Raw genomic sequence first — 25,087 nt, 5'->3', positions numbered from 1 at the left:
TTGGGAACATTCCCGGAGTAAGTGTGGTTCAATAACAGGTAGTGGCTGAGAGCTCCGCGCAGCGGCTTAGTTCAACAACTTATTAGGCAGAAAAATCCGTATTTAAACACAGACTTTTCCGCCTTTGTAAATTTAATGTACAGAACACTACACCGCTTCTTTAAAACTTACAATAACTTATCGGTACTGATTATATTTGTGTAGGCGACAAATACGGGTTGTTCCGTCTAACAAAGATCGTGTGGCTCTAGCAAGCAATTGGATATAAATACAGTTATTAAATCTCGAGTGTGATAGCAAAAAGGATGTCTGCTTCTTGCACATTAAAGACCATCCAACTTGCCACGATATATTTTGGTACTTTGCGAAGGCTTGGTATTTATTCGTTCCGCCTTCTTTATTCCAAGCCTGCCAAGTGTTATCCGGCTATCCGGTTGCGATTGAAAACTCTGGCTAATATCAGCCAGCCGCACCGTAGCGCTGCTGTAATTCTGCAATTGAGTTAAGTGCGAGTTGCTTTAGTACCGCTATATCCAGATCAGCCAAACGCTTGATGTACAAACAGGCTTTACCCATTTTGTGCTTGCCCAGCTGTTGCAGTAATTGCTGTTGCCCTGCGCCTTCGGCCAGCAGGTAAATAACAATATCACGGCCGCGAATGGCAAAGCCGGCAAGTGGGGCTTCACCGCTGTGGCCGCTGTCGTAGGTATAACGGTAGCGACCAAAACCAACAATACTTGGCCCCCACATAATTGCCGCTTCGCCGGTTACATCGCCAAATAAAGCAATGAGCTGATGGCAATCGCTAAGTTGCTGCGCATTGGCGCGGCTGGCCAGGTATTCGTCAACGCTGGCATTGGTTGCTTTGGTTTTTGCCTCTGCCATTAGCCTGCAGCCTCTGGTTTCACCGGATTCGTTGCGCCCTCGCCCACTACCGTCTGCCAGGGCTTAACCTGCCAGCGGCTGACCAGACCGTTTAGTACGTAAGGGTCGGCTTTGGCAAAAGCCGCTGGAATATCGGCGCTGTCGCAGCGAAACAGTAACAAGGCGCTGTCTGCCGGCTCGCCGACAGCACCAGCCAGTAATAACTCGCCTCGCTCTGCGGCTTGCCAGGCCAGTGCCAGATGCGCAGAACGAAATTCTGCACGGCGTTGTAAATAGTCTGGTGCGGTGTCGTACATTAGCAAAAAATGCATCTGGCTGTCCTTTTTAGCTTAGCTGGCTGTTAATCGCGCAAGCTTAGTGTCATAAAATGACTATTGGGATCTAACTTATACTGGCCAAAAGGGCCGCAATCACTAAAGCCAAACTTACGGTACAAATTTCTGGCTGGGGCAAAGTAGTCCTGGGTGCCGGTCTCTAAGCTAAGCACAGCAAAGCCCTGCGCTTTGGCATGGTTAATAATATACTGCAATAACGCCTGCCCTATTCCCTTACCACGAAATGCATGGCTGGTACGCATCGACTTTAGCTCCGCCTGCTGGCTATCCAGTGCTTTAATGGCGACACAGCCGGCTAAAGTGTTGTCGTGCCAGGCACTGAAAAAGCGGATATTGCTGGCTTTTAACGCTTCAATATCCAGCGCATGTACGCTTTCGGGCGGTGATGTGGCATACATATCAGCCAGGTGCTCTTGCAGTAAGGTAATCACTTCACCGCCGGATAAATCATCTAGTTTGATCTGCATTTAGCTAACCTTTTTAGCATAGCTGGCGCGCTCAATATCTATTACCTCAACGGTATGTGAGCAGCTTACCAGGTCGAGCTTAAGCAACTGCTCCAGCACGCATTGCGATAAATGCTGTTTTTGCGCTAAGTTTCGGCCGCTTAAAATTTTTAGCTGCACATGGATAAAATCGCAATGCTTGGCACCGCTGAAATGTTGCTGGTAAGGCTGAGCCCGAATTTTAATGTCTGTGCCACCCGGCTCAAACAGGTCTGATTGCAGTGCACCTTCAAACACCGCCGTTAAAATCGTTTTAGCTTCCAGTGCTGCTGAATACTCAACAATACAATGTGGCATTGCCAACTCCTGCCAATAAAAACTCTGTTATGGCCGTGAATAATAGCTCTACCTTGCGGCAAGCGGAATACCCCGGTTACTACAGTTTTGGCTGTGCCAATAACACCAATGCCGATTGTGCGGCCACGCTAAGTGGTAACTTTGCCTGCACACTGTGAAGTGGCTGCGCACTTAGCAGTTCCTGCCAATGCCGCTGTGCCGCATCCGGCAGTACCAACTGCTGTGTCTGCTCACTGGCATTTAATACTACCCAGACCGTCTGCCCCTGATACTCGCGCTCATAGGCAAATACCCGCTTTGCATCATCAGCCACTAACGTACGGTAACTGCCCAGGCGCAATGCCGGTAAATTATGCCGCAATGCAATCAGCTGTTTATAGTGTTCCTGTAAATCGGTATTTACCACCACCTTATCCGGTGCACGCTTACTGCCATCGGGGTTGGTTACTTCATCTTCGTATCGAATATCCGGCCAGATCATTGGTTTGCGATCGTCAGGGTCATTGGCGCCCCACATCCCCACTTCGTCGCCGTAATACACCATAGGCGCACCGACATAGGTCATTTGCAGCGTAACAAACAGCTTTTGCAATTGCAGCTCGTCTGCTGTCGGTTTACGCACTTTGTAAAGAGGCGACGTGCTAACTGAGGACGCTTTAAAATAGCCGCCCCAATCGCGGAAATTGGCAATACCCCGGTTTACAATATGCGAGCCTATGCGGTTGGAGTCATGGCTGCCAAACAAGTTTTGTGTGACATAGGCCACACCTTTTGGATATAACCCCCGCAACTGCTCTAACCTGGCATCAAACTCCGTTGCGGTTATCGACATTGGCGGCGGGTTAAACAAAAACTCGGCCGCGGTAAAGGCAAAGTTGTAGTTCATTTCGCCATCAAATTCATCGCCTTGCAAATAGGGTTGCACCTTGTCGGCACTGTCAATAATTTCTGCTGTTAGATAAGCGTCTGGATTAAGTGCTTTTACATGACGCCGCCAGTCCTGCCAGAATTTGTGGCTGACACAAAACGCCACATCCAGCCGCCAGCCGTCGATGCCATAAGCGGTGCCCTTACCTTTGGGGTTCATCCAGCGCTCGGTCGCGGCAAAAATATAGGCTTTAGGCCCGGCGACAATACCATTTTCATCTTCCCGCAGTTCAGGCAACGACTGAAAGCCAAACCAGCCTTTGTAAGAGAAGCTTGTCCCTGCGGCGGCATCTGCAAAGCTGTCGACATAAAACCAGTCTTTATAGGGGGAAGCCTGTTGATGCTGCTTCAAGTGCACAAAGGCAAAGCTGTTGATGCCCATGTGGTTAAACACACCATCAAAAATGATACGGATACCGCGCTGTTTGGCTTTGGCGATTAACTCCAGCGCCAGCTCATCCGCTTTAGTCCAAACCCAGGTTGCCGGATCGAGCGGGTTTTCCGTAGCCATCAGCTTACGATCGCCAACCGGATCCGGGCCAAAGTTCGGGTCTATATGGTGATAGCTGGCACCATCATACTTATGCAACGAGGGCGAATCGAACACCGGGTTGAGGTAAATGGCGTTAAAGCCCATCTGTTTTAAATAATCGAGCTTATCTATAATGCCCTGTAAATCGCCACCGTAGCGCCGGCGTAACAAATGGGTGTTAAGTTCTGCTTCGCCGTTGGCAAGCTCATAGGGCTGACGCTTGTACCAGTCGCTGCCCCAGGGATGCACCTGCCACTGTTTCGGTGGTATAGCCGGATCAGCGCCGGCAATATCAGCCACGGTCGGGTTATTGCTGCTGTCACCATCGCGAAAACGTTCAGGAAAAATCTGGTACCAGATAGCCGATTTTGCCCATTGCGGCACAAACTCGCCATTACTGTCTAACCTGATCTCCCCCCTTTCGACTGGCGTATTGGGCGTACAGCTGGCATAGGCTGTACCTGCCAAACCTACCGATTGAAGCAATAACACCACTGCTGAAATTGCGCGCATAACCTTCCCTTATCGTACAAGTTTTAATCGGTTATAACGCGATTACCGGTAGGTTTCAAAGTACTGCAAACGTATTCATGCCTTATCAGACCAGCCACTTATGATGACGTTAAAAGGCACCGTCGAAGCCTTTTATCGTTAATTACATAAACACCGCAGAGATTAATCCGGCGGCGTTCGCTTTTACCTGCTAGTTAGCTTTTACCGTAGCCTGCCAGTTCACTGCCTGCCATTGGCCATTACGTTTAATAAAAGTACCGCTGTTTAAGTAACGTTTGGTTTCTTTATCAGATTTACCGACTAACACAAAAGCCACCACTGCGGTGTCACCGTACTGCATAATACGCACGTCTTCACTGCTGTATACGGTGTCGATCTCATCGGCTTTTAGCATGCCGCGGCTGCTAACGCCCTGCATCAGCTCAGCTTTGCCAAAGCGTGTGCCGCCCGAGCTGGTATAGATCAGCTCATCCGCCCAGTATTTATTATGAATAGCCGCATCGTTGCGCGTTGCACCGTCTAAAAATTCGCTTAACAGTGCAGTAAGGTCGGCTTTATCATCCGCCAGGGCAAGTGTTGGCGATACAAGCATTGGCGTTAATAGCAGAGTGGCAAGCAGCAGGTTGGTTTTCATCAGGATCCCCTGTAATTACAATAGACTTTAATTCAGTTGTTTAGCGGTACTTTGCCAGCCTTTGATGCTAAATGTCTATCGCAGATTACTGTACTTGCCAATTTGCAAAAAAAACGCCTGTGTAACCAATAACAGGCGTTTAAATTATCACGATTTAACAGAATATAAATATGATTACAATGAGCTACTTCATCATAATTTCACGCATTTGATATTCGCCGGTCAGCGTTCTTACTTCAGGATACTTAGCCGCTGTTTCATTTGACATTTTCTCGTCTGCCTCACTCCATTTTTTCATAAAGGCATCATACTTTTTCTTGCTGGGTTCTAAGTCTGCGCTGCTGTTAAACGTTACCACCAACAGCATATTAAATTCGCCACTGTTAGGCAGATCACTGCCGTATATTTTCCAGTCTTTAATAAAACCTAACTCTTTCTGTAATTTTACCGCCTTGATCCAGCTATTTTTTAAACCGGCCAGATAAACATCGCCCATATTCGGGTCTACTTTGACGGTGGTAATAGTCATTATTTCCGTGCCTAAATCGTAATCTTTGTATACCTCCAGCCGATCTTTGGCCTGCAGGGTACAACTGAACGCTATGCTCAAAAGTGCTATCAGAATCTTTTTCATCTTAAATTTCCTTTTCATAGTGAAATAATCAGCTCACATTAAATGCAGACACCGAGCACGAAAAAGTATAGTAAAACCTCAGATATCCACCGAATTATTACCACAAGTCAAAACAAACAACACCTTACACTTAGAAAACAAAATAAAATCACAATAAACAAACAATAAAATTCAACAAATAAACACCATAAAAACAAAACAGCACAAACCATCACAACACCAAAAACAAATTTGATAACAATCTTTTATTAAAATAATAAAAAAGGCGCCGTAGCGCCCTTCATTCAAATGTTACAGCTGTCGCTACTTAGCAAAATCGGGTAGCGGCAGTGTAATTTGCTTAATGTCGGTTTTGCCGTCAGTTAAAAACTGTAGTATTGCCGTTTCAACCTGCGGTGATGCCATAAACAAATTATGCCCGGCATGCTCAACCACGACATGGCTAAGATTTGTTAAACCTGCAACAGCTTCCAGCTGTTCGGGCAAGTAAGTTCTGCCGTCCAGTGTGCCACTGAGTAATAAAGTTGGTACATTTGAGTTCAACGGTTGACGAAAGCTTTGCCCTAAATCAAGCTCAGGTAACTGGCCATACAGGTGTGGCATCGGGAAATTTAATACCCCGCCCAACAACGAGTTAGCGCTTTGCTGGCTAAACTGCTGCAAACGACTGTTTGATATGCCCGAAGCAATATCCATTGCAGTTGGCATAATACGCAGCGTGATTGGTCGGTTGGAAAAAAAGCCCCGCTTTAACGCAAACTGCAGCATGTCGGTTTCACCTTGATCCAAACTGCGATATAGCTCCAGCAATAAACCAACTGAGCGACCGGGATCGGCGATAACCATTGACGAAAGCAATTGCAAATGCAGCTTCTGAAACAAAAAATCGCTTTGTTGGCCATCGTCTGTAACCAGCTTTACCGTTATTGGTGCTTGCTCGAGCTTTTGCAGTACCCGGCGCATCGTGTTGGTTAAATCCGGATAACGCGATTTAACTGCAGGCTGCTGGTCTATTACCCGCTGCAATGCGGAAAAATACTCGTCGGTATAGCGTGGCAACTTTACTGTCTGATCCAAGCCTTCGGCGCTAGCCAGAATCACTTTGTCTATTTGGGGGGCGAACAGCTTTATACTGGTCAGCGCTAAATGACTACCGTAGGATATGCCCCATAAACTGACTTTCTCTGCCTTTAAATGCTTGCGCAAATCATCAATGTCCAACGCATTTTGCACTGTGGTATAGCCATAAATATCAGCACCTTCTGTCTGCCAGAAGGCCATGCACTCGGTCAATGCCTGTTGGTGTAGCGCAGCCAGCTTTTGCTCATTCCAAACCGCAGTAGTATCCATGATTTGGCTGGATTGACATGCCGTCACATCATCCGATAAACCAGTACCACGCTGGTCCAGCGCTATTACATCGGCGTGCTGACGCAGCGCCATAAATAGCTCAAAGCGTCGCCCCTTAGCCGTGCTAATACCCGAACCGCCCGGCCCGCCGGCGAGATACACTATTGGTGCTGCCGGTTTATCAGTTAAGGCGGGAAAGCGCACATAGTGAAGAGTAAGCTGGCGACTATCTGCTTTGTTTCTGTTCTCCGCCACCTGAAATGAACCGGCGTACGCTTCGACGCTTTTCCCATTGTCGGCAGTGAAGGTTATTGCCGTTTCGTTATTAGCCGCTAACACCGGTACGGTGACTAAGAACGCCAGCTTTAGTAGATATAAACGCACCGCTATTAATTTTTGTTTTGATAACATAACATGCTCTCGTTGATTAACTGGCTGACAATACAGCAGAAACAATCGCAGACAGCCCAGTACTATTCGATTAGTGGTAGCAGTTTTTAATGCAAAACCAGTAAACGGTAGCAAATATTCGATAAATGGTCGAACAACTTATAAGCAATGGGATACCGATGTTAGCAACTCTGAAGCTGAAAACAGCCAGCGTACTGTTTACTTTGCTCACGCTGTTCAGCGCAAGCGGTTTCGGCGTTATATCACCGCTGCGCCAGCAGACGGTGACAGTGTGTGATGCAACAATACAACCAGATTGGCCGGTAAACTTTAGCCTGGCATCTTGTCAGCACCTGGCGTTGGCAGAGGTTGATCCGCAGGGCAAAACGCTCTGGTTAAAATTAAACCTGGCCGTTACCCGGCAACAGTTAGTTCAGCTTAAACCGCCGTTAGCACTGTATTTAAATGCCAAAGCGTCCAGCAGTGCGTATTTAAACGGCCATCATCTTGGCAACAATGGCCTGCCCGGCAATCAACAGGATGAAATCGCAGGTGATATGGATGCCCGCTTTTACGTTCCGGCTGAGGTGTTGCAGCCTGGCGGCAATCAGTTGATTATAAAAATGTCGGCGTGGCAAAGCCTACTGACACTGCCTCATCCGCTGCACTTTATCGGCATCAGCCACTATGAATCGCCGCAGCATTACCTGCAACGATACAGTAGCTGGATGTTGGTTATACTTGGCATTGTGCTTATCGCCAGCTTGTATTTTGCTATTCGCAGCCTGCAACCAATTCAGCGCAGCCGGCACATGTTGTTAGCCTTTATGAGCCTGTTTGCTGCGTTGCAGCTATTTAGTGAAATTAGCCGGGCTTTGTTCAGCTATTCCTATCCATTACACGATTTACGGCTGTTAGCTATTAGCATATCTTCGTTCACTTTTGGGCTTTGCTTACTGATCTTTATGGCGCAGCGCTTTGCCAAACGCCATGCGTTGCACTGGATTTATACCGGCGCTACCGCTACTTTGTTAACCATAATGCTGATACCCGGCTTCGATAGTAAAACCACTGCCGCAACATTTTGTCCGGTACTGATATCTGCGTTATTTACTTGCCAAAATGGCTATCTCAGCAGAGACAGAAATGCTATTGCCGCCGCTATCGCGCTGTCAATTTTTCTGCTTATTATGGTCTTCAGTGCAGATTACTTTCATGAGAATCTGTATTTTGTCTTAATTACGCTGCTGTTAGGGTACTTATTTGTTCAACAGACGCTGGACTACAATATTCAGCTTGATCAACATCAACAGGACAAAGAGCGCATTGCAAAACTGACATTACGCTTAGCGCAAGATATACAACACGATAAACCTGCCACCTTAAAAATAAACAGTGCCGGCAAAGTAGATATTGTAAATACGGCAAACATTACCTTTTGTCAGGCATCAGGTGATTACAGTGAAATTAACCTGACCGATGGCAACCAATATTTATACAGTGGCCCCCTGAAAAGCCTGGAAGCAGAGTTGCCCAATACCTTTTTGCGTGTGCACCGCTCTTATCTGGTGAATTTGGAGCAGGTGAAAAGGCTGACAACCAGCACTGGTAAGAATACTGGCAGCATGGCTTCATTATTATTAAATACTGGTCTACAGATCCCGGTTAGTCGCCGTCTAATACCGTCGGTACGCAATGCTATAACGGCAGAGACAAGTTGAGCATAGCCAGCACCTTCAAAGCAAAAAAGACGCCTAAGCGTCTTTTTTGGTGACTCAGCAAACCAGCTTACATGCTAATGCCGCCATCGATTTCTACCACCCGGCCGGTAAAGAAGTCGTTTTCAAAAATGTATTTAGCGGTATGGGCAATTTCACTGGCCTCACCTAAGCGCCCTACCGGCTTCATTTTCTCTAAACGATCTCGCGCTTCCGGTTTCATCGCATCGGTCATCGCCGTGCGGATAACACCCGGAGCAATGGCGCCAACACGAATACCAAAACGGCCTAATTCCCGCGCCCAGGTTACCGTCATCGCCACCACACCGGCTTTAGAGGCGGCGTAGTTGGTTTGGCCCATATTACCGGCCCGCGCTACGCTGGACATATTAATAATTACGCCTTTAGTGCCACGTTTTACCATAGCCGCAGCGGCTTCACGGCCACACAGGAACACGCCGGTCAGGTTAACATCGATAACCGACTGGAACTGTGCCAGTGACATCTTGCTTTGCAGCTCGCCGTCTTTGTATTTCAGCAGCAGGCCATCACGTAAAATGCCAGCGTTGTTAATCAGGCCGTCAATGCCGTTAAAATCGTTGTCAATTTGGGCAAAGGTGCTTTCTACCTGTTCTTCATTCGCGACGTTAGCAATGTAGGTGTTTACTGAAGTGCTAACACCCAGCTCAGCTTTGGCTGCGGCTAACTGGTCGGCATTCATATCGATCAATGCCAGTTTGGCGCCTTCAGCTGCGCACATGCGGGCCATTTCCAGGCCTAAGCCTTGTGCTCCGCCCGTAATAACGATGGTTTTGTTTTGCAGGTTCATCTGACTTTCTCCGTAATCGCCTGCGCTACGAACATTTTTGCTGCGACACGCCACGAGCCGTCCCTGGGGCTCGATTCTGGCCATCCATGGCCTCCAACGGTCTTACGCAAAAAGTATCTTCGCGCAGGCTTATCATCATATTCGAGACGAAGTTCAGAACTCCGCTCTGGTTAAATTCACTTGAGCTTATTCGCTGGCACAGAGACTGACACGGATGTACTTTTTTGGCAGACCGTGTTTTTCATGGATGAAAAACACGAGCTTACAGGGACGTATTTACGGCGTGTCTGACAAAAAATGTACGCAGTGGCAGTCGTTCTATCCAACTGCCACTGTTAGCCAAATCTAACCGGCTTTCTTTTCAAACAGCTTAAAAATACTGGAAAAATCCAGTTTGCCATTACCGGCCCGCTGGTGCGCCACGTACAGGCTGCGCGCCAGTGCCCCCATTGGCGTGCTGCTGTTACTTTGCATCGCCGCTTCCAGCGCCAGGCCTAAATCTTTGGCCATTAAATCGACCATGAAGCCGCCCTGATAACCATTTGATGATGGCACATTGGGCATTACATCCGGACAAGGGTTATACAGCTCTAATGTCCAGTTACGGCCCGAGCTTTTTAGCATAATATCCGACAGCACTTTCGGATCCAGGCCATTGTCCACGCCCATTTGCAGCGCTTCTGAGGTTCCTACCATTAAAATGCTTAACAGCATATTGTTGCAGATTTTCGCAACCTGGCCTGCACCCACGCTTCCTGCATGAAACAGGTTTTTACCCATATTGCCAAGCACGGTTTTAGCGCGCTCAAAATGCGCAACGTCACCACCAACAATAAAGGTTAGCGTGCCGGCTTTGGCACCGCCGACACCACCGGATACCGGTGCATCAATAAAGGCAATACCCTGCGCTGAGAGCCCTGCGCCCACTTTACGTGCGCTGTCGGCGTCAATGGTTGAGCAGTCAATCACCAGCGCATCTTTACTGATATGTGCCGCTACGCCCTGCTCGCCTAAATACAGGCCCAGTACATGCTTGCCCGCTGGCAGCATCGAAATAACAAACTCAGCGCCAACAACCGCCTCTGCTGCTGAAGTAGCTACTGCAGCACCTTCAGCTTTTACTTGTGCCAATGCCGCTGCCGACAAATCAAAGGCGGTAACAACGTGACCTGCTTTCACCAGATTGATGGCCATAGGGCCACCCATATTGCCTAAGCCTATAAATGCAACCTTTGCCATATTTGCTCCTAATCAGTTATCCGTTTGGCCTAATTCACGCAGCGGGTGCGCGTTTGCCGCCCATGGCGAGCGGAACAGCTCGTCAATCACACTTTGCGGCACGTCGCTCACGGTTTGATATTGCCATTTTGGTTGTAAATCTTTGTCCATTAGCAGCGCCCGAACACCTTCGGTAAACTCGCCCAGCTTGCCGCACTGTACGCTTAAGCCCAGCTCTAAACGGAAGCTGTCGGCTAATATCTTGCTTTGGCCCAGTTTTAGCAGCTCAAACACGATATGCGCCGTTATCGGGCTGCCGTAGGCCAGCGATTCTTTGGCTTTTTGCAGCCACTTATCCTCGCCCTGCATGACATTAATGGCGTCAATGGCAACTTGAAGGCTGTCGTGTTTAGCTAATGCTTCAATGTCGCCCAGATGCGGCCGGATGTTACTCAGCGGCATTTGAGTACGGCATTGTTCTTCTTCACTACGCAGCACATCACTAAGCTTCTGATGGTTAAGCGCTACGGTATCGCCCCAGTTAATACTGAGCAGTTTTTCCAGCAGCGCGTCTTTGCGCTCATGCAGTAAAAAGTTATCGGCCAGGCCAATAAACTTGGCATCGGCGGCATTAATAGAGGCACCGGTTAACCCTAAAAACAGACCGCAGCCTGCTGGCATGCGATTTAAAAACCAGCTGGCGCCAACATCAGGGTACAAGCCTATCGCCATTTCCGGCATCGCTATACGGCTGGTGGCGGTAACCACCCGATGCGACGCGCCAGCCATCAGGCCTAAGCCGCCGCCCATCACAATACCATTGCCCCACACCAGTACCGGTTTACCAAAGGTGTGGATTAAATAGTCCAGCGTATACTCTTTGGTAAAGAACTCTTCGACGTAAGGCGCATACTCGCCCGGCTTATCCAGCATGGCTTTGTATAAATCGCGGATATCGCCACCGGCGCAAAACGCTTTATCGCCGGCGCCCTGCAGCAATACCATGCTGATACTGCTATCTGCCTGCCAGGCTTGTAGTTTTGGCAGCAATGACTCCACCATCGGCAGGCTTAAAGCATTTAACGATTTTTCTGAGTTAAGCGTGGCTACGCCAATTTTTTTACCGTTCTGCGCTGTTAATTCCTGATACAGCACTACCTCATTCACCGCGCTCATTAACCGTTCACCCAGTTAGCTTTGCGTTTTTCTAAAAACGCCTGCACACCTTCAACCTGATCTTTGGTATCGAACAGGCCGACAAACAGTTCACGCTCCAGCGGCAGTGCGCTTTGCATAGTGCCGCTGCGGCCTTTTTGAATCAGCGTTTTACAAGCGCTAACGGCAGACGGGCTTTGCTCGGCCACTTTTTCCGCCATTGTCAGCGCACTTTCCAGTGCCATACCGGTTGCAACAACCTCTTCTACCAGGCCAATTTGCTGCGCCTTTTCTGCACCGATACGCTCACCGCACAGGATCATGCGCTTAGCCCAGCCCTCGCCAACTAACCAGGCCAGGTTTTGTGTGCCACCAGCACAAGGCAGTAAACCGACTTTGGCCTCTGGCAGTGCCATTTGGGCTTGTTGCTCGGCGATACGGATATCGCAGGCCAGAGCGACTTCTAAACCACCGCCCATGGCATAGCCATTAATGGCCGCAATAGACACACCACGAAAGGCACTCAAAGTTTCAAAGGCTTCGCCAAAGATACGTGCCATATCACTGGCTACAGCTTTATCGCCATCGGCAAACAGTTTTAAATCAGCACCGGCGGAGAAGAACTTTTCACCCTCACCGGTTATCACCAAAGCATAGATATTTTTATCCGCATCCAGGCTTTTAACCGCATCACGCAGTTGGGTTAAGGTTTCCGCCGTCCAGGTATTCGCTGGCGGGTTAGACATGGTAATCAGCGCCGTGTGGCCGCGTTTTTCGAGTTTTAGTTGAGCCATTATTGTCTCCTGCTTTGGGCTATGGAATTAGCGCTACCGCTACAACGGGCTTATTCACACCGACACGCTGTAAACCCATCCCTGGGGGCTCGTCTCAGCCCGTCCGGGGCTTCAACGGTCGGTTTAGAACAAGCCCGTCTCCGCTACATCAGCCTCTTAAAATCATTATCCCAAAAATCGATTACAGAATGTCGCCTGCGGCTTCATCCAGTAAACGTCGGCCAATAATCAGCCGCATAATTTCGTTGGTGCCTTCCAAAATCTGGTGCACGCGCACATCGCGGAAATGCCGCTCCAGCGGATACTCTTTGATGTAGCCATAGCCACCGTGTAACTGCAGCGCCTGATCGCACACCTGGAAACCAACGTCAGTGGCAAAGCGTTTCGCCATTGCACAGTACGCTGTTGCTTCACTGTCTTTTTGATCCAGCTTAAACGCCGCTAAACGCACTAACTGGCGGGCCGCAACCAGCTCGGTTGCCATATCGGCCAGTTTAAATTGCAGCGCCTGAAATGCCGCCAGTGGCTTACCAAACTGCTGACGCTCCAGCATATAGTTACGCGCGGTATTAAGCGCCTGCTGTGCAGTACCAATTGAACAGGTCGCGATATTGATACGGCCGCCGTCTAAGCCTTTCATGGCAAAACCAAAGCCTTCACCTTCGTTACCTAACAGGTAATGCGCCGGAATACGCACATCTTCAAACGTGATCAAGCGGGTTGGCTGCGCGTTCCAGCCCATTTTTTCTTCCGCTTTACCGTAAATAACGCCTTTGGCATCGGCCGGTACGATAAAGGCCGAAATGCCTTTAGGCCCGGCTTCGCCGGTACGCGCCATCACTACTAATACTTCAGTTTCACCGGCGCCGGAGATAAACATTTTCGAGCCGTTTAATACGTACTCATTGCCGTCTTTTTTGGCTGTAGTGCGCAGGCTGGCTGCATCTGAACCCGAGCCAGGCTCAGTTAAGCAATAAGATGCCAGTTTCTGGCCGGTCACTAAATGCTCCATCCACTGTGCTTTCGCATCTGAAGTGCCCCAGTTGGCAATCATCCAGGTGGCCATGTTGTGAATGGTCAGCATCGCTGTCGTGGCGGTACAGCCCATAGACAGCTGTTCGAAAATAATCGACGAATCTAAGCGTGATAAGCCCATACCGCCGTCATCTTCTGGCGTGTACAGTGAGCAGAAACCCAGCTCACCGGCTTTTTGAATGACGTCTTTTGGAAAGTGGTGATCGCGATCCCACTGGGCTGCGTGTGGCGCCAGTTCTTGTTCGGCAAACTGTTTGGCCACATCGACAAAGGCTTGTTGGTCTTCTGTTAAATTGAAATTCATAGTTGGTCCTGCTTATCCAATCGGCTCAATTACTTTCGTACTTTGCCGTATTAATCTTTTTGAACCTGAGTCCATATCGGATTGCAACGCGGAACCGGAACAACTAAGCAGACGATCAAAAGCGAGGATGGGAGATCCGAGCGGGTCTGCGTGTTGTTACGGTGGAAGCGATTGCCTACACCGAACAGTGAGGACCACACTTTACACACTGACACGCCGTAAACCTTCCCTGGGGCTCGATTCCGGCCATCCATGGCCTCCAACGGTCAGTTTAGTAAAGTCTGGTCCTCACCCGTATCCCTTAACGCAAGTTAATCGACATATTCGGGCCAGACACCTGAATATCGTCATCAAACCAGCGCGCTGTAATCGTCTTCGTTTCGGTATAGAAACGCACTGCCTGCTTACCGTAGGCATGCTGGTCGCCATAGAACGAGCCTTTCCAGCCGGTAAACGAGAAAAATGGCAGAGGTACCGGAATAGGAATATTAATACCTACCTGACCCACTTCCACTTCGTGCTGATACTTACGTGCAGCAGCGCCGCTGGCCGTAAAAATAGAGGTACCGTTACCGAATGGGCTGTCGTTCACTACTTTCAGCGCTTCATCTAATGATGCAACGTGCATGGTTGACAGCACCGGGCCGAAAATTTCCTGCTTATAAATCTCCATCTCGGTAGTCACGTTGCTAAATACGGTTGGGCCTACCCAGTTACCGTTCGGGTAACCGTCAACTTTACAGTCAGAGCCATCCAGTACGCAGGTCGCGCCTTCTTTTTTGCCTTGTTCAATCAGTGACAACACGCGGGCACGTGCCTGCGGGCTGATTTGCGGGCCATAAGCTGCGTTAGGGTCGGTATAAACACCAGGGCGTACTTTACCGATAGCAGCCGCTACTTCCGGGATCCAATCCGCTGAGGCGCCGACGAATACCGCAACAGAAATCGCCATACAGCGCTGACCGGCTGCCCCAACTGAGGCACCCACTAACGCATTGATAACCTGCTGTTTGTTAGCATCCGGCATTATAACCATGTGGTTTTTCGCACCGGCAAAGGCTTGTACGCGTTTTAGGTTGTCAGTACCGGTTTTGTAAATGTACTGGCCAACATTAACTGAACCGACGAATGAAATCGCTTTGATATCCGGGTGATGCAAAATGGCATCAACCTGCTCTTTTGCGCCGTGTACCACCTGTAACACGCCTTTGGGCGCACCGGCCTGGACGAATAGCTCAGCAATTTTATTTACCGTCATCGGATCTTGCTCAGACGGTTTTAAAATAAAGGTGTTACCACAGGCAATGGCCATCGGGAACATCCACAGCGGGATCATCGCCGGGAAGTTAAACGGGGTAATACCGGCACACACACCCAGCGGCTGAATATAGCTGTAGGTGTCGATGCTGCGCGCGACGTTTTCTACCGTTTCGCCCATCATTAATGACGGAATATTAGCGGCCTGCTCTACCACTTCGATACCGCGCCATACATCGCCTTTGGCATCTTCTACGGTTTTACCCAGTTCACGGCAAATAATGTCGGCAATTTCACCCTGGTGTTCTTTTAGTAAATGCGCGAAACGCATCATTAAACGGGCGCGCTCAGATACCGGCACTTCTTTCCAGGTTTTAAATGCAGCTTTAGCTGATTCAATTGCCCGTTCCATTTCGTTTGGCGTGGCGCAAGCCACCTGCGCAATCACGTCTTGTGTTGCCGGGTTGGTAACAGCGATTAGCTTGTCACCTGTTGGTGAGACAAATTCGCCGTCGATAAAATGCTTAACCTGTTGTGTCATGTTGCTTCTCCCGATTGTTTGGAGAGACTGTCAGCGTGTTATCTGTGTAATTATTTAATGCTGCTGACAGTCAAAGTGTTTGTTATAAAACTTCTACGGCCAATGCTACCGCTTCGCCACCACCGATACACAGTGAGGCAACGCCTTTACTCAGGCCACGGTTGCGCAGTGCATGTATAAGCGTCACCAAAATACGCGCACCTGAGGCACCGATTGGATGACCCAGCGCACAGGCGCCGCCGTTAACGTTTACTTTGCTCTCATCCAGGTCCAGTTCGTTAATCGCCAGCATAGTGACCATGGCAAAGGCTTCGTTAATTTCCCACAGATCTACCTGCTGTTTATCCCAACCGGCTTTTTGCAGTACCTTTTGCATTGCGCCAACCGGGGCAACGGTAAACAGTGCCGGCTCCATAGAATTTGTCGCATGTGCCACAACGCGCGCTAATGGCTTAGCACCTTGCGCTTTGGCATCAGATTCGCGCATTAAAATAAGTGCGGCTGCACCGTCTGAAATTGAGCTGGAGTTCGCTGCAGTGATAGTGCCGTCTTTAGCAAAGGCCGGGCGCAGGGTTGGGATTTTATCTACCTTGGCATTGCCAGGCTGCTCATCGACGTTAAAGGTAACTTCGCCTTTACGTGTCTGGAACGTCACCGGGGTAATTTCGCCTTCGAAAGCACCAGAGTTGATCGCCTGCTGCGCGCGGGTTAACGACTGCACAGCAAAGGCATCCATCTGCTCACGGCCAATGCCTTTTTCATCTGCAGTGCCCTGGGCAAAACAGCCCATAGCTTTACCGTCGTAAGCGTTTTCCAGGCCGTCCAGCATCATATGATCTTTAATCTGGCCGTGGCCCATGCGGTAACCGCTGCGGGCCTTATCCAGCAGGTAAGGCGCGTTACTCATCGACTCCATACCACCGGCAACCACTACATCGGCGCTGCCAGCTTTTAATAAATCGCTGGCCAGCATCACCGCTTTTAAGCCTGAACCACATACTTTATTAATAGTGGTAGCGCCAGCAGTTAAAGGTAAACCGGCTTTCAATGTTGCCTGACGTGCCGGTGCCTGGCCTAACCCTGCTGGCAACACGTTACCCATAATCACTTCGCTCACCGCATCGCCGCTTAAACCAGCTTGTTCCAGTGCCGCTTTTATCGCAGTCGCACCCAGTACTGTAGCGTCGACATCAGCTAATCCGCCCATAAAACCGCCCATAGCGGTACGTTTAGCAGCAACGATAACGATATTGTCAGTAGCCATAAAAATCTCCAAAAAAAGCTGTCGGCTAAAAAGTTGCTCCAGAGCCTACACCAAATTTACGTTTACGCCAACGTCAACCACCTAACACTATGGTAGTGTGCCTGGCTTTTGGTTCAGCAAAGTGTACAGTCTGACCAGCACAAACTGGCATTTTTGCTTTACAAAGCGGGCAAAAATGGCAATTTTGCCAACTTAGCAGCACCCCACCAGCTTTACCTTTACGTAAACTTCACTTATATTGACTGCGATTTCGGGGAAGGCGGTTATGACAGAAAAAGAAGAAAAAACATACAGTATCAGCGAACTGGCCAAAGAGTTTGATATTACCACCCGTAGTATCCGCTTTTATGAAGATCAGGGGCTGATAACGCCTTTACGTAACGGTCAAACCCGCATTTACAGCAAGCGTGACCGGGTGCGACTAAAACTGATTTTACGCGGCAAGCGTTTAGGCTTTAGCCTGGCCGAAACCGGCCAGCTGTTCGAATTATATGACGCTGATAAAAGCAGCGTGACCCAATTAAGTACCATGCTGAAGCTGATTGAGCTGAAAAAAGCCGAACTGCATCAGCAGATGGACGATATCAAAGTTGTGCTGATGGAGCTGGTAACAGTAGAAAAACGTTGCCGCGACACCTTAGCCGACGCCAAACAACATAAAACCGCCTAAGCGGTTGAAAAACATAGCAAACGGGGATCCACAATGATTAGCAGTTATAAAGGGCTTAATTTCGATTTAGGCGAAACGGTAGATATGATCCGCGAGCAGGTTAACGCCTTTGCCCGCGAAGAAATCGCCCCACGCGCCGCCCATATTGACGAAAAAAATGAATTCCCGAATGAGCTGTGGCGTAAATTCGGTGATTTAGGCCTGTTGGGCATTACCGTCGATGAAAAATACGGCGGCTCAGGTTTAGGATACTTAGAGCACGTAGTAGCACTGGAAGAAATCAGCCGCGCCTCTGCCTCAGTTGGCTTATCTTACGGTGCCCATTCTAACCTGTGTGTAAACCAGATCTTCCGCAACGGTACTGAAGCGCAGAAAATGAAATATCTGCCCAAGCTGTGCTCTGGCGAGCATATCGGGGCGCTGGCGATGAGCGAGCCTAATGCCGGCTCTGACGTGGTTAGCATGAAGCTGCGCGCCGAGAAGCAAGGCGATAAGTACATTTTAAATGGCAACAAGATGTGGATCACCAATGGGCCGGATGCGCACACTTATGTGATTTACGCTAAAACCGATATTAACGCCGGTTCCAAGGGCATTACCGCCTTTATCGTTGAGCGTGGTACTAAGGGTTTTAGCACTGCACAGAAGCTGGACAAGCTGGGCATGCGCGGCTCTAACACCTGTGAGCTGGTGTTTGAAGACTGTGAAGTACCGGAAGAAAACGTACTGGGCCAGGTTGGCGGTGGCGTTAAGGTACTAATGAGCGGCCTGGACTACGAGCGCGTAGTACTGTCAGCCGGCCCGCTGGGCATTATGCAAGCCTGCATGGACGTGGTTGTGCCGTATATTCACGACCGTAAACAGTTTGGCCAGTCTATCGGTGAATTTCAGCTGGTACAGGGCAAACTGGCCGATATGTATACCCAGATGAATGCAGCGAAATCTTACGTTTATACGGTAGCCAAAGCCTGCGACCGTGGTGAAACCACGCGTAAAGATGCGGCAGCGGTTATTCTGTACTCGGCAGAGCTGGCAACCAAGATGGCGCTGGATGCAATTCAGCTGCTGGGCGGCAATGGCTACATTAACGAATACCCGACCGGACGCTTACTGCGTGATGCCAAGCTGTACGAAATCGGTGCCGGTACTTCGGAAATCCGCCGTATGCTGATTGGCCGTGAGCTGTTTACTGAATCAAATTAAGCGTTTTGCAAACTAGGGTGGAAGCGGCTGCTTCCACCGTAACAACACGCAGACCCGCGAATTTCTCCCAAATTCGCTCTTGATCGTCTGCTTAGTTGTTCCGGTTCCGCACCGCCTGACGTTTTGTTTAACCCAATGAAAAGCAGATCCAGGCGAAGTGCGTAGCAGATTTTACTAAGCGAGCGATCAAAAGTGAGGCTGGGAGAGCCGAACGGGCGAGCGTGTAAAATGTGCGAGAGCAACGTAGCCGGAAATTCTGAGCCAAACCAGAAGGTAACCTACGTGACCAGAATTACCTCAAAAGTAAACCCTCGCTCTGAGGACTTCCAAAAAAACGCTGCTGCCATGCAGGCCGTAGTTGATGATCTGCAAAGCAAAGTACAGCAAATTAAACTCGGTGGCGGCGAAGCGTTAATAGCCCGCCATACCTCTCGTGGCAAATTGTTTGTGCGCGATCGTATTCAAAAGCTGCTTGACCCTGGCTCGCCGTTTTTAGAAGTCGGCCAGTTTGCCGGCTGGGAATGCTACGAAGATTACGTACCCAGCGCCGGCGTGGTAGCCGGTATCGGCCGCGTTAGCGGTGTCGAGTGCATGATTGTCGCCAACGACGCCACGGTAAAAGGTGGTACTTACTACCCGCTAACGGTAAAAAAACACTTACGCGCGCAGGAAATTGCCGAGCGCTGCCACCTGCCGTGTATTTATCTGGTCGACTCCGGCGGTGCTAACCTGCCCCGTCAGGATGAAGTATTCCCGGATAAACTGCACTTTGGCCGCATTTTCTTTAATCAGGCCAATATGTCTGCCAAAGGCATTCCGCAAATTGCTGTGGTAATGGGCCTGTGTACTGCCGGTGGTGCTTATGTACCGGCGATGGCCGATGAAAGCATTATCGTTAAAGAGCAAGGCACTATCTTTTTAGCCGGCCCGCCACTGGTAAAAGCCGCCACCGGTGAAGAAGTCTCCGCTGAAGAGCTGGGTGGTGCCGATGTGCACTGTAAAATCTCCGGCGTGGCCGACCATTATGCGTTAAACGATGAGCATGCGCTGCAACTGGCGCGCAATGCGGTATCACGCTTAAACCGCCCTGCCCCGCAAGCGATGGATGTAAAAGCACCGCAAGAGCCACTGTACGATGCCAAAGAACTGTACGGCATTGTCGGCACTGATTTACGTAAGCCGTTCGATGTAAAAGAAGTGATTGCCCGCCTTGTCGATGGCTCCGACTTTGACGAATTTAAGCAATACTACGGCGCCACTCTGGTGTGTGGTTTTGCGCGCATCTTCGGCTATCCGGTAGGCATCGTCGCTAATAACGGGATCTTATTCTCTGAATCGGCACAGAAAGGTGCACACTTTATTGAGCTCTGTGCCCAGCGCAAAATTCCACTGCTGTTCCTGCAAAATATTACTGGCTTTATGGTCGGTAAAAAGTATGAAGCCGAAGGCATTGCCAAGCACGGTGCGAAAATGGTGATGGCGGTAAGCTGTGCCAAAGTGCCTAAATTTACCGTGTTAATCGGTGGCAGCTACGGCGCTGGTAACTACGGCATGTGTGGCCGCGCTTACGACCCCACCATGATGTGGATGTGGCCCAATGCGCGTATTTCAGTAATGGGTGGCGAGCAGGCTGCAGGCGTGATGGCACAGGTAACCAAAGACGGCTTGGCGCGTAAAGGTGAAACACTGTCAACGGATGCCGAAGCGGCACTGAAAAAACCGATTGTCGAGCAGTATGAAAAACAGGGGCATCCATACTATGCCAGTGGCCGCTTGTGGGACGATGGCATTATCGACCCGGCACAAACACGGATGACGGTAGGTCTGGCTTTAGCCGCAGCGCTGAACGCACCGATTGAAGAGAGCCGTTTTGGCGTGTTCAGGATGTGATTTTGAGTATAAACACGCAATTGCTGGTTCAACTGTAGAGGCTAGCGCGCAGCACACTTTGACCAGAACCGTGTTTTTCAGGGACGAAAAACACGAGCCTACAGGGATGTATTTACGGCGTGTTCTGGCAAAGTTGTGCGGAGTGATTGCCGGTTGAATAAACACTTTCATTGAACAGAGAGTAAAAACTTTCGGAGAGAAAATGAACCAGGTTTACACAGAAGTCAGTATCGACCCGCGTGGCGTAGCGACCTTAACCCTGAATCGCCCAGAAGTGCACAACGCCTTTGACGACGCGATGATAGCCGAGCTTATCGCTGTGCTAAAAGACTTAGCCAATAACGATGCAGTACGGGTATTGGTGCTTACCAGCAACGGCAAAAACTTCTCTGCCGGCGCCGATTTAAACTGGATGCGCTCCATGGCGCAAAAAGATTATCAGCAGAATTTAAACGACGCTGGCGAACTTGCCACGCTAATGCACCGGCTGGATAAATTCCCCAAACCTACGCTGGCCTTAGTGAAAGGCGCAGCCTTTGGCGGAGCCTTAGGTTTAGTCGCCTGCTGCGATATCGCTATCGCAGAAGAAAACGCCAGCTTCTGCTTAAGCGAAGTGCGCATTGGTTTAATACCAGCGGTAATCAGCCCCTATGTCATGCGCGCCATTGGCGAGCGCGAAAGCCGGCGTTATTTTTTAACCGCCGAACGCTTTATGGCACCAAAAGCCAAACATCTGGGTCTGCTGCATGAAGTGGTTAATGAAGGTGAGTTAGCTGACAGCGCAGAAACCTTTATCAATACCCTGCTGCAAAACAGCCCGGCAGCATTAACCGCGGCCAAATCGCTGATCCACAATATTTATAACCGCAAGATCAGCAATAACGTAATAGCCCACACTGAACAGGCGATAGCCGAAATACGGGTATCACCCGAAGGTCAGGAAGGCTTAAGCGCCTTCTTAGAAAAACGTAAACCGGCCTGGCTTGGCAAGGAAGACGCATAATGTTTCGCAAAATACTAATAGCAAACCGCGGCGAAATTGCCTGCCGTGTTATCGACACCGCGCACAAACTCGGCATCCGCTGCGTGGCAGTGTATTCAGAAGCCGACGCTAATGCCCGTCATGTCCGCATGGCCGATGAAGCCTATTTGTTAGGCCCGGCGCCCAGTAAAGATTCGTACCTGCGCGCAGATAAAATTATCGCCATCGCTAAACAAAGTGGCGCAGAAGCCATTCACCCGGGTTACGGCTTCTTATCGGAAAACGAAAGCTTCGCCAAAGCCTGTGATGAGGCAGGCGTGATATTTATCGGCCCACCGGTCGGTGCCATTACCGCTATGGGCTCAAAAAGCGCTGCTAAAGATATTATGGCCAAAGCCGGCGTACCGCTGGTGCCGGGCTATCATGGCGATGATCAGACAGATGAGCTACTTAAAACTGAGTCTGAGCGAATTGGCTACCCACAGCTATTGAAAGCCGCCTATGGTGGCGGTGGTAAAGGTATGCGCGTGGTGTGGAAAGCTGAAGAATTTGCCGATGCCTTAGCCAGTGCGCGCCGTGAAGCCAAAGCCGGTTTTGGTAACGACAAAATGCTGATTGAGCGCTACCTGACCAAACCGCGCCATATTGAAATTCAGGTATTTGCCGACAATCACGGCAATGCCGTGTATCTGGCCGAACGCGACTGCTCTATACAGCGGCGTCACCAAAAAGTCATCGAAGAAGCGCCAGCGCCAAACTTCAGCAGCGAGCAGCGTAAAGCCATGGGTGAAGCCGCAGTAAAAGCGGCCAAAGCCATTGATTATCGTGGTGCTGGTACGGTGGAGTTTTTGTTTGATGAAGACGGCTCGTTCTACTTTATGGAGATGAACACCCGGCTGCAGGTAGAGCATCCGGTTACCGAGATGATCACCGGTCAGGATTTAGTTAAATGGCAACTGTTAGTCGCCGCCGGCGAAAAGCTGCCGCTGGCGCAGGACGATATCCAACTCGATGGCCACGCGATAGAAGTGCGGGTATATGCCGAAGATCCGGATAACGACTTCCTGCCGCAAACCGGTAAGCTAACCTACTTACGCCAGCCTGAAGCCAACCGCCATGTGCGGGTGGATACCGGCGTGGTAGAAAACGATGAAGTATCACCCTTCTATGACCCGATGATTGCCAAGTTAATCGTCTGGGATGAAAGCCGCGACCGTGCTATCGCCCGCATGCTGCGTGCGCTGGATGATTACCGCATCGCCGGTGTTACTACTAACCTGGGCTTTTTAACCAGCTTAACCGAGCACCCGGCGTTTAAAGCCGCCGAGCTTGATACCAACTTTATTAATAAGCATCAACAAAGCTTGTTTGCGCCGGCCAATAAAGAAAATAATCAGGCGCTGGTATTGGCGGCGCTGTTTATTCTGCAGCAGCAAAAAGCACCACAAGCGTCGTGTAACAGCTTTAGCCCCTGGCAATTCAGCCATGGCTGGCGCGTTAACGAAACGCCAACTGTTGAGATCAGCCTGCAGCATGGCGAACAAAGCTCCTTTTTAAAAGTACAGCAACTGCAACAGCATTACGTTATTGACGTTGCCGGCCAGCAACTGTGCTGCAGCGCCGAGCTAAACGGTGATGAGTTAAGCGCAGTGCTGGGCGATCACCGCACTAAGGTGCGGGTAAGCCGTTATGCCGACACCATCAGCGTGTTTATCAAACATCAGCGCTATGACTTTAGCTACCAGACCGAAGTAGCCACTGAAGTAGAAGGCGCAGATCACGCCGGCAGTTTAACCGCGCCAATGAACGGCACTATAGTGGCGGTAATAGCCAAAGCCGGGGCAACCGTAAAAGCCGGTGATACGCTGGTGATTATGGAAGCAATGAAAATGGAATACGCCATTAAAGCGCCGAAAAACGGTGTGGTTAATGAGGTGTTTTATGCCGCCGGTGATCTGGTAAAAGACGGCGCCGAACTGGTAGATTTCTCGCCGGAGGAAGCATGAGTTTTCCCAAGCAGGTACGCCTTGTTGAAGTCGGGCCGCGTGATGGCTTACAAAACGAAAGCACGGTATCAGCCAGCGATAAAATCACGCTGATCAATATGCTCAGCGATGCTGGCCATAGCTACATTGAAAGCGGTGCTTTTGTCTCACCCAAGTGGGTGCCGCAAATGGCCGACTCAGCTGAAGTGTTTGCCGGTATTAACCGCAAAGCCGGTGTCACTTACGCCGCGCTGACGCCAAATTTAAAAGGCTATGAGGCAGCCAAAGCTGCCGGTGCCACTGAAGTGGCGATTTTTGGCGCTGCATCTGAAGCCTTTAGCCAAAAGAACATTAACTGCAGCATAGCTGAGAGCCTGGAACGCTTTGCGCCTGTGGTCGACGCAGCCAAAGCCGACGGTATTAAGGTGCGTGGCTATGTGTCCTGTGTGGTCGGCTGCCCTTATCAGGGCGATGTCGCACCAACCGAAGTGGCTTTGGTGGCTAAAGCGCTGCTGGAGATGGGCTGTTACGAAATTTCGCTTGGCGATACCATAGGCGTTGGTACGCCGGATAAGGTTAATGCCATGCTCGATGCGGTGCTTGCTATGGTACCGGCCGATAAGCTGGCGGTGCATTTTCATGACACTTACGGTCAGGCGTTAACCAATATTTACGTGGCGCTAAGCCGCGGTATTGCTGTGATTGATAGCGCCGTAGCTGGTTTGGGTGGCTGCCCTTATGCTGCAGGCGCGTCAGGCAATGTTGCCAGCGAAGATGTGGTGTATTTACTGAATGGGCTTGGCATTTCGCACGGCATAGATTTAACTGCGCTGGCCAAAGCTGGCTGGTTTATTACCGACAAGCTGGGGAAGCAGCCTAGTTCTAAAGTAGGATTGGCGCTTAAGGCCAAGTGCGGTCAGACTGGTAATTAGTTAACAGCAACAAGAAAGGTTCTTCGAACACGGTAATCACTCCGTACTACTTTGCCGAAACACGCCGTAAATACGTCCCTGTAGGCTCGTGTTTTTCGTCCCTGAAAAACACGGTTCCGGTCAAAGTGTACTGCGCGCTTACCTTGGCACAGATCTTAGCGGATGCGGATGTGATTTTTTCTGCGACCGTTGGAGGCCATGAATGCCGACAAATTCGTCTGGAACGAATTTGGACAGCGTAGCTGGCCCGTAGGGTAAACGTTCGGAAGACGTTTACAATTCGAGCCCCATGGATGGTTTATGGCGT

22 protein-coding genes are annotated in these 25,087 nt (G+C 49.9%); 7 read left to right on the top strand and 15 right to left on the bottom strand.

Annotated features, from left to right (window positions below):
• Positions 1-459 precede the first annotated feature (459 nt).
• From MN202_RS12270 to MN202_RS12235, 8 genes are all read right to left on the bottom strand, one after another.
• Positions 460-885 (bottom strand): DUF1801 domain-containing protein, encoded by a 426-nt coding sequence (locus MN202_RS12270; protein WP_335736418.1) that lies wholly within the window; start codon positions 883-885, stop codon positions 460-462.
• Positions 885-1,196 carry a YciI-like protein gene (locus MN202_RS12265; RefSeq protein ID WP_335736417.1) on the bottom strand — a complete coding sequence of 104 codons (312 nt, stop codon included), beginning with the start codon at positions 1,194-1,196 and terminating at the stop codon, positions 885-887. Before MN202_RS12265 ends, MN202_RS12270 begins: the two co-directional genes overlap by 1 nt.
• 29 nt (positions 1,197-1,225) lie before the next feature.
• A complete protein-coding gene (locus tag MN202_RS12260; RefSeq protein ID WP_335736416.1) occupies positions 1,226-1,687 on the bottom strand; it encodes a GNAT family N-acetyltransferase in 462 nt (153 codons plus the stop codon).
• Complete coding sequence (locus tag MN202_RS12255) at positions 1,688-2,023, bottom strand: 5-carboxymethyl-2-hydroxymuconate Delta-isomerase (protein ID WP_335736415.1); 336 nt, start codon at positions 2,021-2,023, stop codon at positions 1,688-1,690.
• A gap of 79 nt (positions 2,024-2,102) precedes the next feature.
• Positions 2,103-3,995: a glycoside hydrolase family 13 protein gene (locus MN202_RS12250; protein WP_335736414.1), complete on the bottom strand. Its 1,893-nt coding sequence runs from the start codon at positions 3,993-3,995 to the stop codon at positions 2,103-2,105.
• Positions 3,996-4,185: 190 nt separating this feature from the next.
• Positions 4,186-4,629, bottom strand: coding sequence for a nuclear transport factor 2 family protein (locus tag MN202_RS12245; protein WP_335736413.1), 444 nt, complete (start codon positions 4,627-4,629; stop codon positions 4,186-4,188).
• A gap of 184 nt (positions 4,630-4,813) precedes the next feature.
• Positions 4,814-5,263 (bottom strand): hypothetical protein, encoded by a 450-nt coding sequence (locus MN202_RS12240; protein WP_335736412.1) that lies wholly within the window; start codon positions 5,261-5,263, stop codon positions 4,814-4,816.
• A 303-nt stretch (positions 5,264-5,566) separates the two neighbouring features.
• Positions 5,567-7,024, bottom strand: coding sequence for an alpha/beta hydrolase (locus MN202_RS12235; RefSeq protein WP_335736411.1), 1,458 nt, complete (start codon positions 7,022-7,024; stop codon positions 5,567-5,569).
• Between the two features lie 158 nt (positions 7,025-7,182).
• On the opposite strand from MN202_RS12235, the gene MN202_RS12230 reads away from it, so the two are divergent.
• Complete coding sequence (locus MN202_RS12230; protein WP_335736410.1) at positions 7,183-8,724, top strand: LytR/AlgR family response regulator transcription factor; 1,542 nt, start codon at positions 7,183-7,185, stop codon at positions 8,722-8,724.
• A gap of 67 nt (positions 8,725-8,791) precedes the next feature.
• Here MN202_RS12230 and MN202_RS12225 read toward each other — a convergent pair whose 3' ends face one another.
• The 7 genes from MN202_RS12225 to MN202_RS12195 all read right to left on the bottom strand — a co-directional run bounded on the left by MN202_RS12225 (position 8,792) and on the right by MN202_RS12195 (position 17,118).
• Positions 8,792-9,550, bottom strand: coding sequence for an SDR family oxidoreductase (locus MN202_RS12225; protein ID WP_335736409.1), 759 nt, complete (start codon positions 9,548-9,550; stop codon positions 8,792-8,794).
• A gap of 345 nt (positions 9,551-9,895) precedes the next feature.
• On the bottom strand, positions 9,896-10,789 hold the full coding sequence (gene mmsB, locus MN202_RS12220; protein WP_335736408.1) for a 3-hydroxyisobutyrate dehydrogenase: 894 nt from the start codon (positions 10,787-10,789) through the stop codon (positions 9,896-9,898).
• 12 nt (positions 10,790-10,801) lie between these two features.
• Positions 10,802-11,944: an enoyl-CoA hydratase/isomerase family protein gene (locus MN202_RS12215; RefSeq protein ID WP_335736407.1), complete on the bottom strand. Its 1,143-nt coding sequence runs from the start codon at positions 11,942-11,944 to the stop codon at positions 10,802-10,804.
• Entirely contained in the window at positions 11,944-12,717 is a 774-nt protein-coding gene (locus MN202_RS12210; RefSeq protein WP_335736406.1) for an enoyl-CoA hydratase, read from the bottom strand. Before MN202_RS12210 ends, MN202_RS12215 begins: the two co-directional genes overlap by 1 nt.
• 181 nt (positions 12,718-12,898) lie before the next feature.
• Positions 12,899-14,056, bottom strand: coding sequence for an acyl-CoA dehydrogenase family protein (locus tag MN202_RS12205; protein ID WP_335736405.1), 1,158 nt, complete (start codon positions 14,054-14,056; stop codon positions 12,899-12,901).
• A 301-nt stretch (positions 14,057-14,357) separates the two neighbouring features.
• Positions 14,358-15,854, bottom strand: coding sequence for a CoA-acylating methylmalonate-semialdehyde dehydrogenase (locus tag MN202_RS12200; RefSeq protein ID WP_335736404.1), 1,497 nt, complete (start codon positions 15,852-15,854; stop codon positions 14,358-14,360).
• Between the two features lie 82 nt (positions 15,855-15,936).
• Positions 15,937-17,118, bottom strand: coding sequence for a thiolase family protein (locus MN202_RS12195; RefSeq protein WP_335736403.1), 1,182 nt, complete (start codon positions 17,116-17,118; stop codon positions 15,937-15,939).
• A gap of 265 nt (positions 17,119-17,383) precedes the next feature.
• On the opposite strand from MN202_RS12195, the gene MN202_RS12190 reads away from it, so the two are divergent.
• The 6 genes from MN202_RS12190 to MN202_RS12165 all read left to right on the top strand — a co-directional run bounded on the left by MN202_RS12190 (position 17,384) and on the right by MN202_RS12165 (position 24,780).
• Positions 17,384-17,788: a MerR family transcriptional regulator gene (locus MN202_RS12190; protein WP_166840945.1), complete on the top strand. Its 405-nt coding sequence runs from the start codon at positions 17,384-17,386 to the stop codon at positions 17,786-17,788.
• 33 nt (positions 17,789-17,821) lie between these two features.
• Positions 17,822-18,991 carry an isovaleryl-CoA dehydrogenase gene (locus MN202_RS12185; RefSeq protein ID WP_335736402.1) on the top strand — a complete coding sequence of 390 codons (1,170 nt, stop codon included), beginning with the start codon at positions 17,822-17,824 and terminating at the stop codon, positions 18,989-18,991.
• A gap of 282 nt (positions 18,992-19,273) precedes the next feature.
• Entirely contained in the window at positions 19,274-20,881 is a 1,608-nt protein-coding gene (locus MN202_RS12180) for a carboxyl transferase domain-containing protein (protein WP_335736401.1), read from the top strand.
• 202 nt (positions 20,882-21,083) lie between these two features.
• Positions 21,084-21,884, top strand: a complete 801-nt coding sequence (locus MN202_RS12175) for an enoyl-CoA hydratase/isomerase family protein (protein ID WP_335736400.1) — start codon at positions 21,084-21,086, stop codon at positions 21,882-21,884.
• Positions 21,884-23,869, top strand: a complete 1,986-nt coding sequence (locus tag MN202_RS12170) for an acetyl/propionyl/methylcrotonyl-CoA carboxylase subunit alpha (RefSeq protein WP_335736399.1) — start codon at positions 21,884-21,886, stop codon at positions 23,867-23,869. The genes MN202_RS12175 and MN202_RS12170 overlap by 1 nt, the downstream gene beginning before the upstream one ends.
• The gene (locus MN202_RS12165; RefSeq protein ID WP_335736398.1) at positions 23,866-24,780 is read left to right on the top strand and encodes a hydroxymethylglutaryl-CoA lyase; all 915 of its coding nucleotides are present in this window, start codon (positions 23,866-23,868) and stop codon (positions 24,778-24,780) included. The genes MN202_RS12170 and MN202_RS12165 overlap by 4 nt, the downstream gene beginning before the upstream one ends.
• Positions 24,781-25,087 lie beyond the last annotated feature (307 nt).

This window comes from Rheinheimera muenzenbergensis (genome assembly GCF_036984005.1).
Classification (GTDB): Bacteria; Pseudomonadota; Gammaproteobacteria; order Enterobacterales; family Alteromonadaceae; genus Alishewanella; species Alishewanella muenzenbergensis.
This window is presented reverse-complemented; position numbering and strand designations above follow the sequence as displayed.

Coding starts and splice junctions, on each gene's coding strand:
- MN202_RS12195 (WP_335736403.1), bottom strand. CDS start 17,118: ATGGCTACTGACAATATCGTTATCGTTGCTGCTAAACGTACCGCTATG.
- MN202_RS12270 (WP_335736418.1), bottom strand. CDS start 885: ATGGCAGAGGCAAAAACCAAAGCAACCAATGCCAGCGTTGACGAATAC.
- MN202_RS12170 (WP_335736399.1), top strand. CDS start 21,884: ATGTTTCGCAAAATACTAATAGCAAACCGCGGCGAAATTGCCTGCCGT.
- MN202_RS12165 (WP_335736398.1), top strand. CDS start 23,866: ATGAGTTTTCCCAAGCAGGTACGCCTTGTTGAAGTCGGGCCGCGTGAT.
- MN202_RS12175 (WP_335736400.1), top strand. CDS start 21,084: ATGAACCAGGTTTACACAGAAGTCAGTATCGACCCGCGTGGCGTAGCG.
- MN202_RS12235 (WP_335736411.1), bottom strand. CDS start 7,024: ATGTTATCAAAACAAAAATTAATAGCGGTGCGTTTATATCTACTAAAG.
- MN202_RS12230 (WP_335736410.1), top strand. CDS start 7,183: ATGTTAGCAACTCTGAAGCTGAAAACAGCCAGCGTACTGTTTACTTTG.
- MN202_RS12260 (WP_335736416.1), bottom strand. CDS start 1,687: ATGCAGATCAAACTAGATGATTTATCCGGCGGTGAAGTGATTACCTTA.
- MN202_RS12225 (WP_335736409.1), bottom strand. CDS start 9,550: ATGAACCTGCAAAACAAAACCATCGTTATTACGGGCGGAGCACAAGGC.
- MN202_RS12210 (WP_335736406.1), bottom strand. CDS start 12,717: ATGGCTCAACTAAAACTCGAAAAACGCGGCCACACGGCGCTGATTACC.
- MN202_RS12265 (WP_335736417.1), bottom strand. CDS start 1,196: ATGCATTTTTTGCTAATGTACGACACCGCACCAGACTATTTACAACGC.
- MN202_RS12185 (WP_335736402.1), top strand. CDS start 17,822: ATGATTAGCAGTTATAAAGGGCTTAATTTCGATTTAGGCGAAACGGTA.
- MN202_RS12240 (WP_335736412.1), bottom strand. CDS start 5,263: ATGAAAAAGATTCTGATAGCACTTTTGAGCATAGCGTTCAGTTGTACC.
- MN202_RS12255 (WP_335736415.1), bottom strand. CDS start 2,023: ATGCCACATTGTATTGTTGAGTATTCAGCAGCACTGGAAGCTAAAACG.
- MN202_RS12205 (WP_335736405.1), bottom strand. CDS start 14,056: ATGAATTTCAATTTAACAGAAGACCAACAAGCCTTTGTCGATGTGGCC.
- MN202_RS12190 (WP_166840945.1), top strand. CDS start 17,384: ATGACAGAAAAAGAAGAAAAAACATACAGTATCAGCGAACTGGCCAAA.
- mmsB (WP_335736408.1), bottom strand. CDS start 10,789: ATGGCAAAGGTTGCATTTATAGGCTTAGGCAATATGGGTGGCCCTATG.
- MN202_RS12250 (WP_335736414.1), bottom strand. CDS start 3,995: ATGCGCGCAATTTCAGCAGTGGTGTTATTGCTTCAATCGGTAGGTTTG.
- MN202_RS12245 (WP_335736413.1), bottom strand. CDS start 4,629: ATGAAAACCAACCTGCTGCTTGCCACTCTGCTATTAACGCCAATGCTT.
- MN202_RS12215 (WP_335736407.1), bottom strand. CDS start 11,944: ATGAGCGCGGTGAATGAGGTAGTGCTGTATCAGGAATTAACAGCGCAG.
- MN202_RS12200 (WP_335736404.1), bottom strand. CDS start 15,854: ATGACACAACAGGTTAAGCATTTTATCGACGGCGAATTTGTCTCACCA.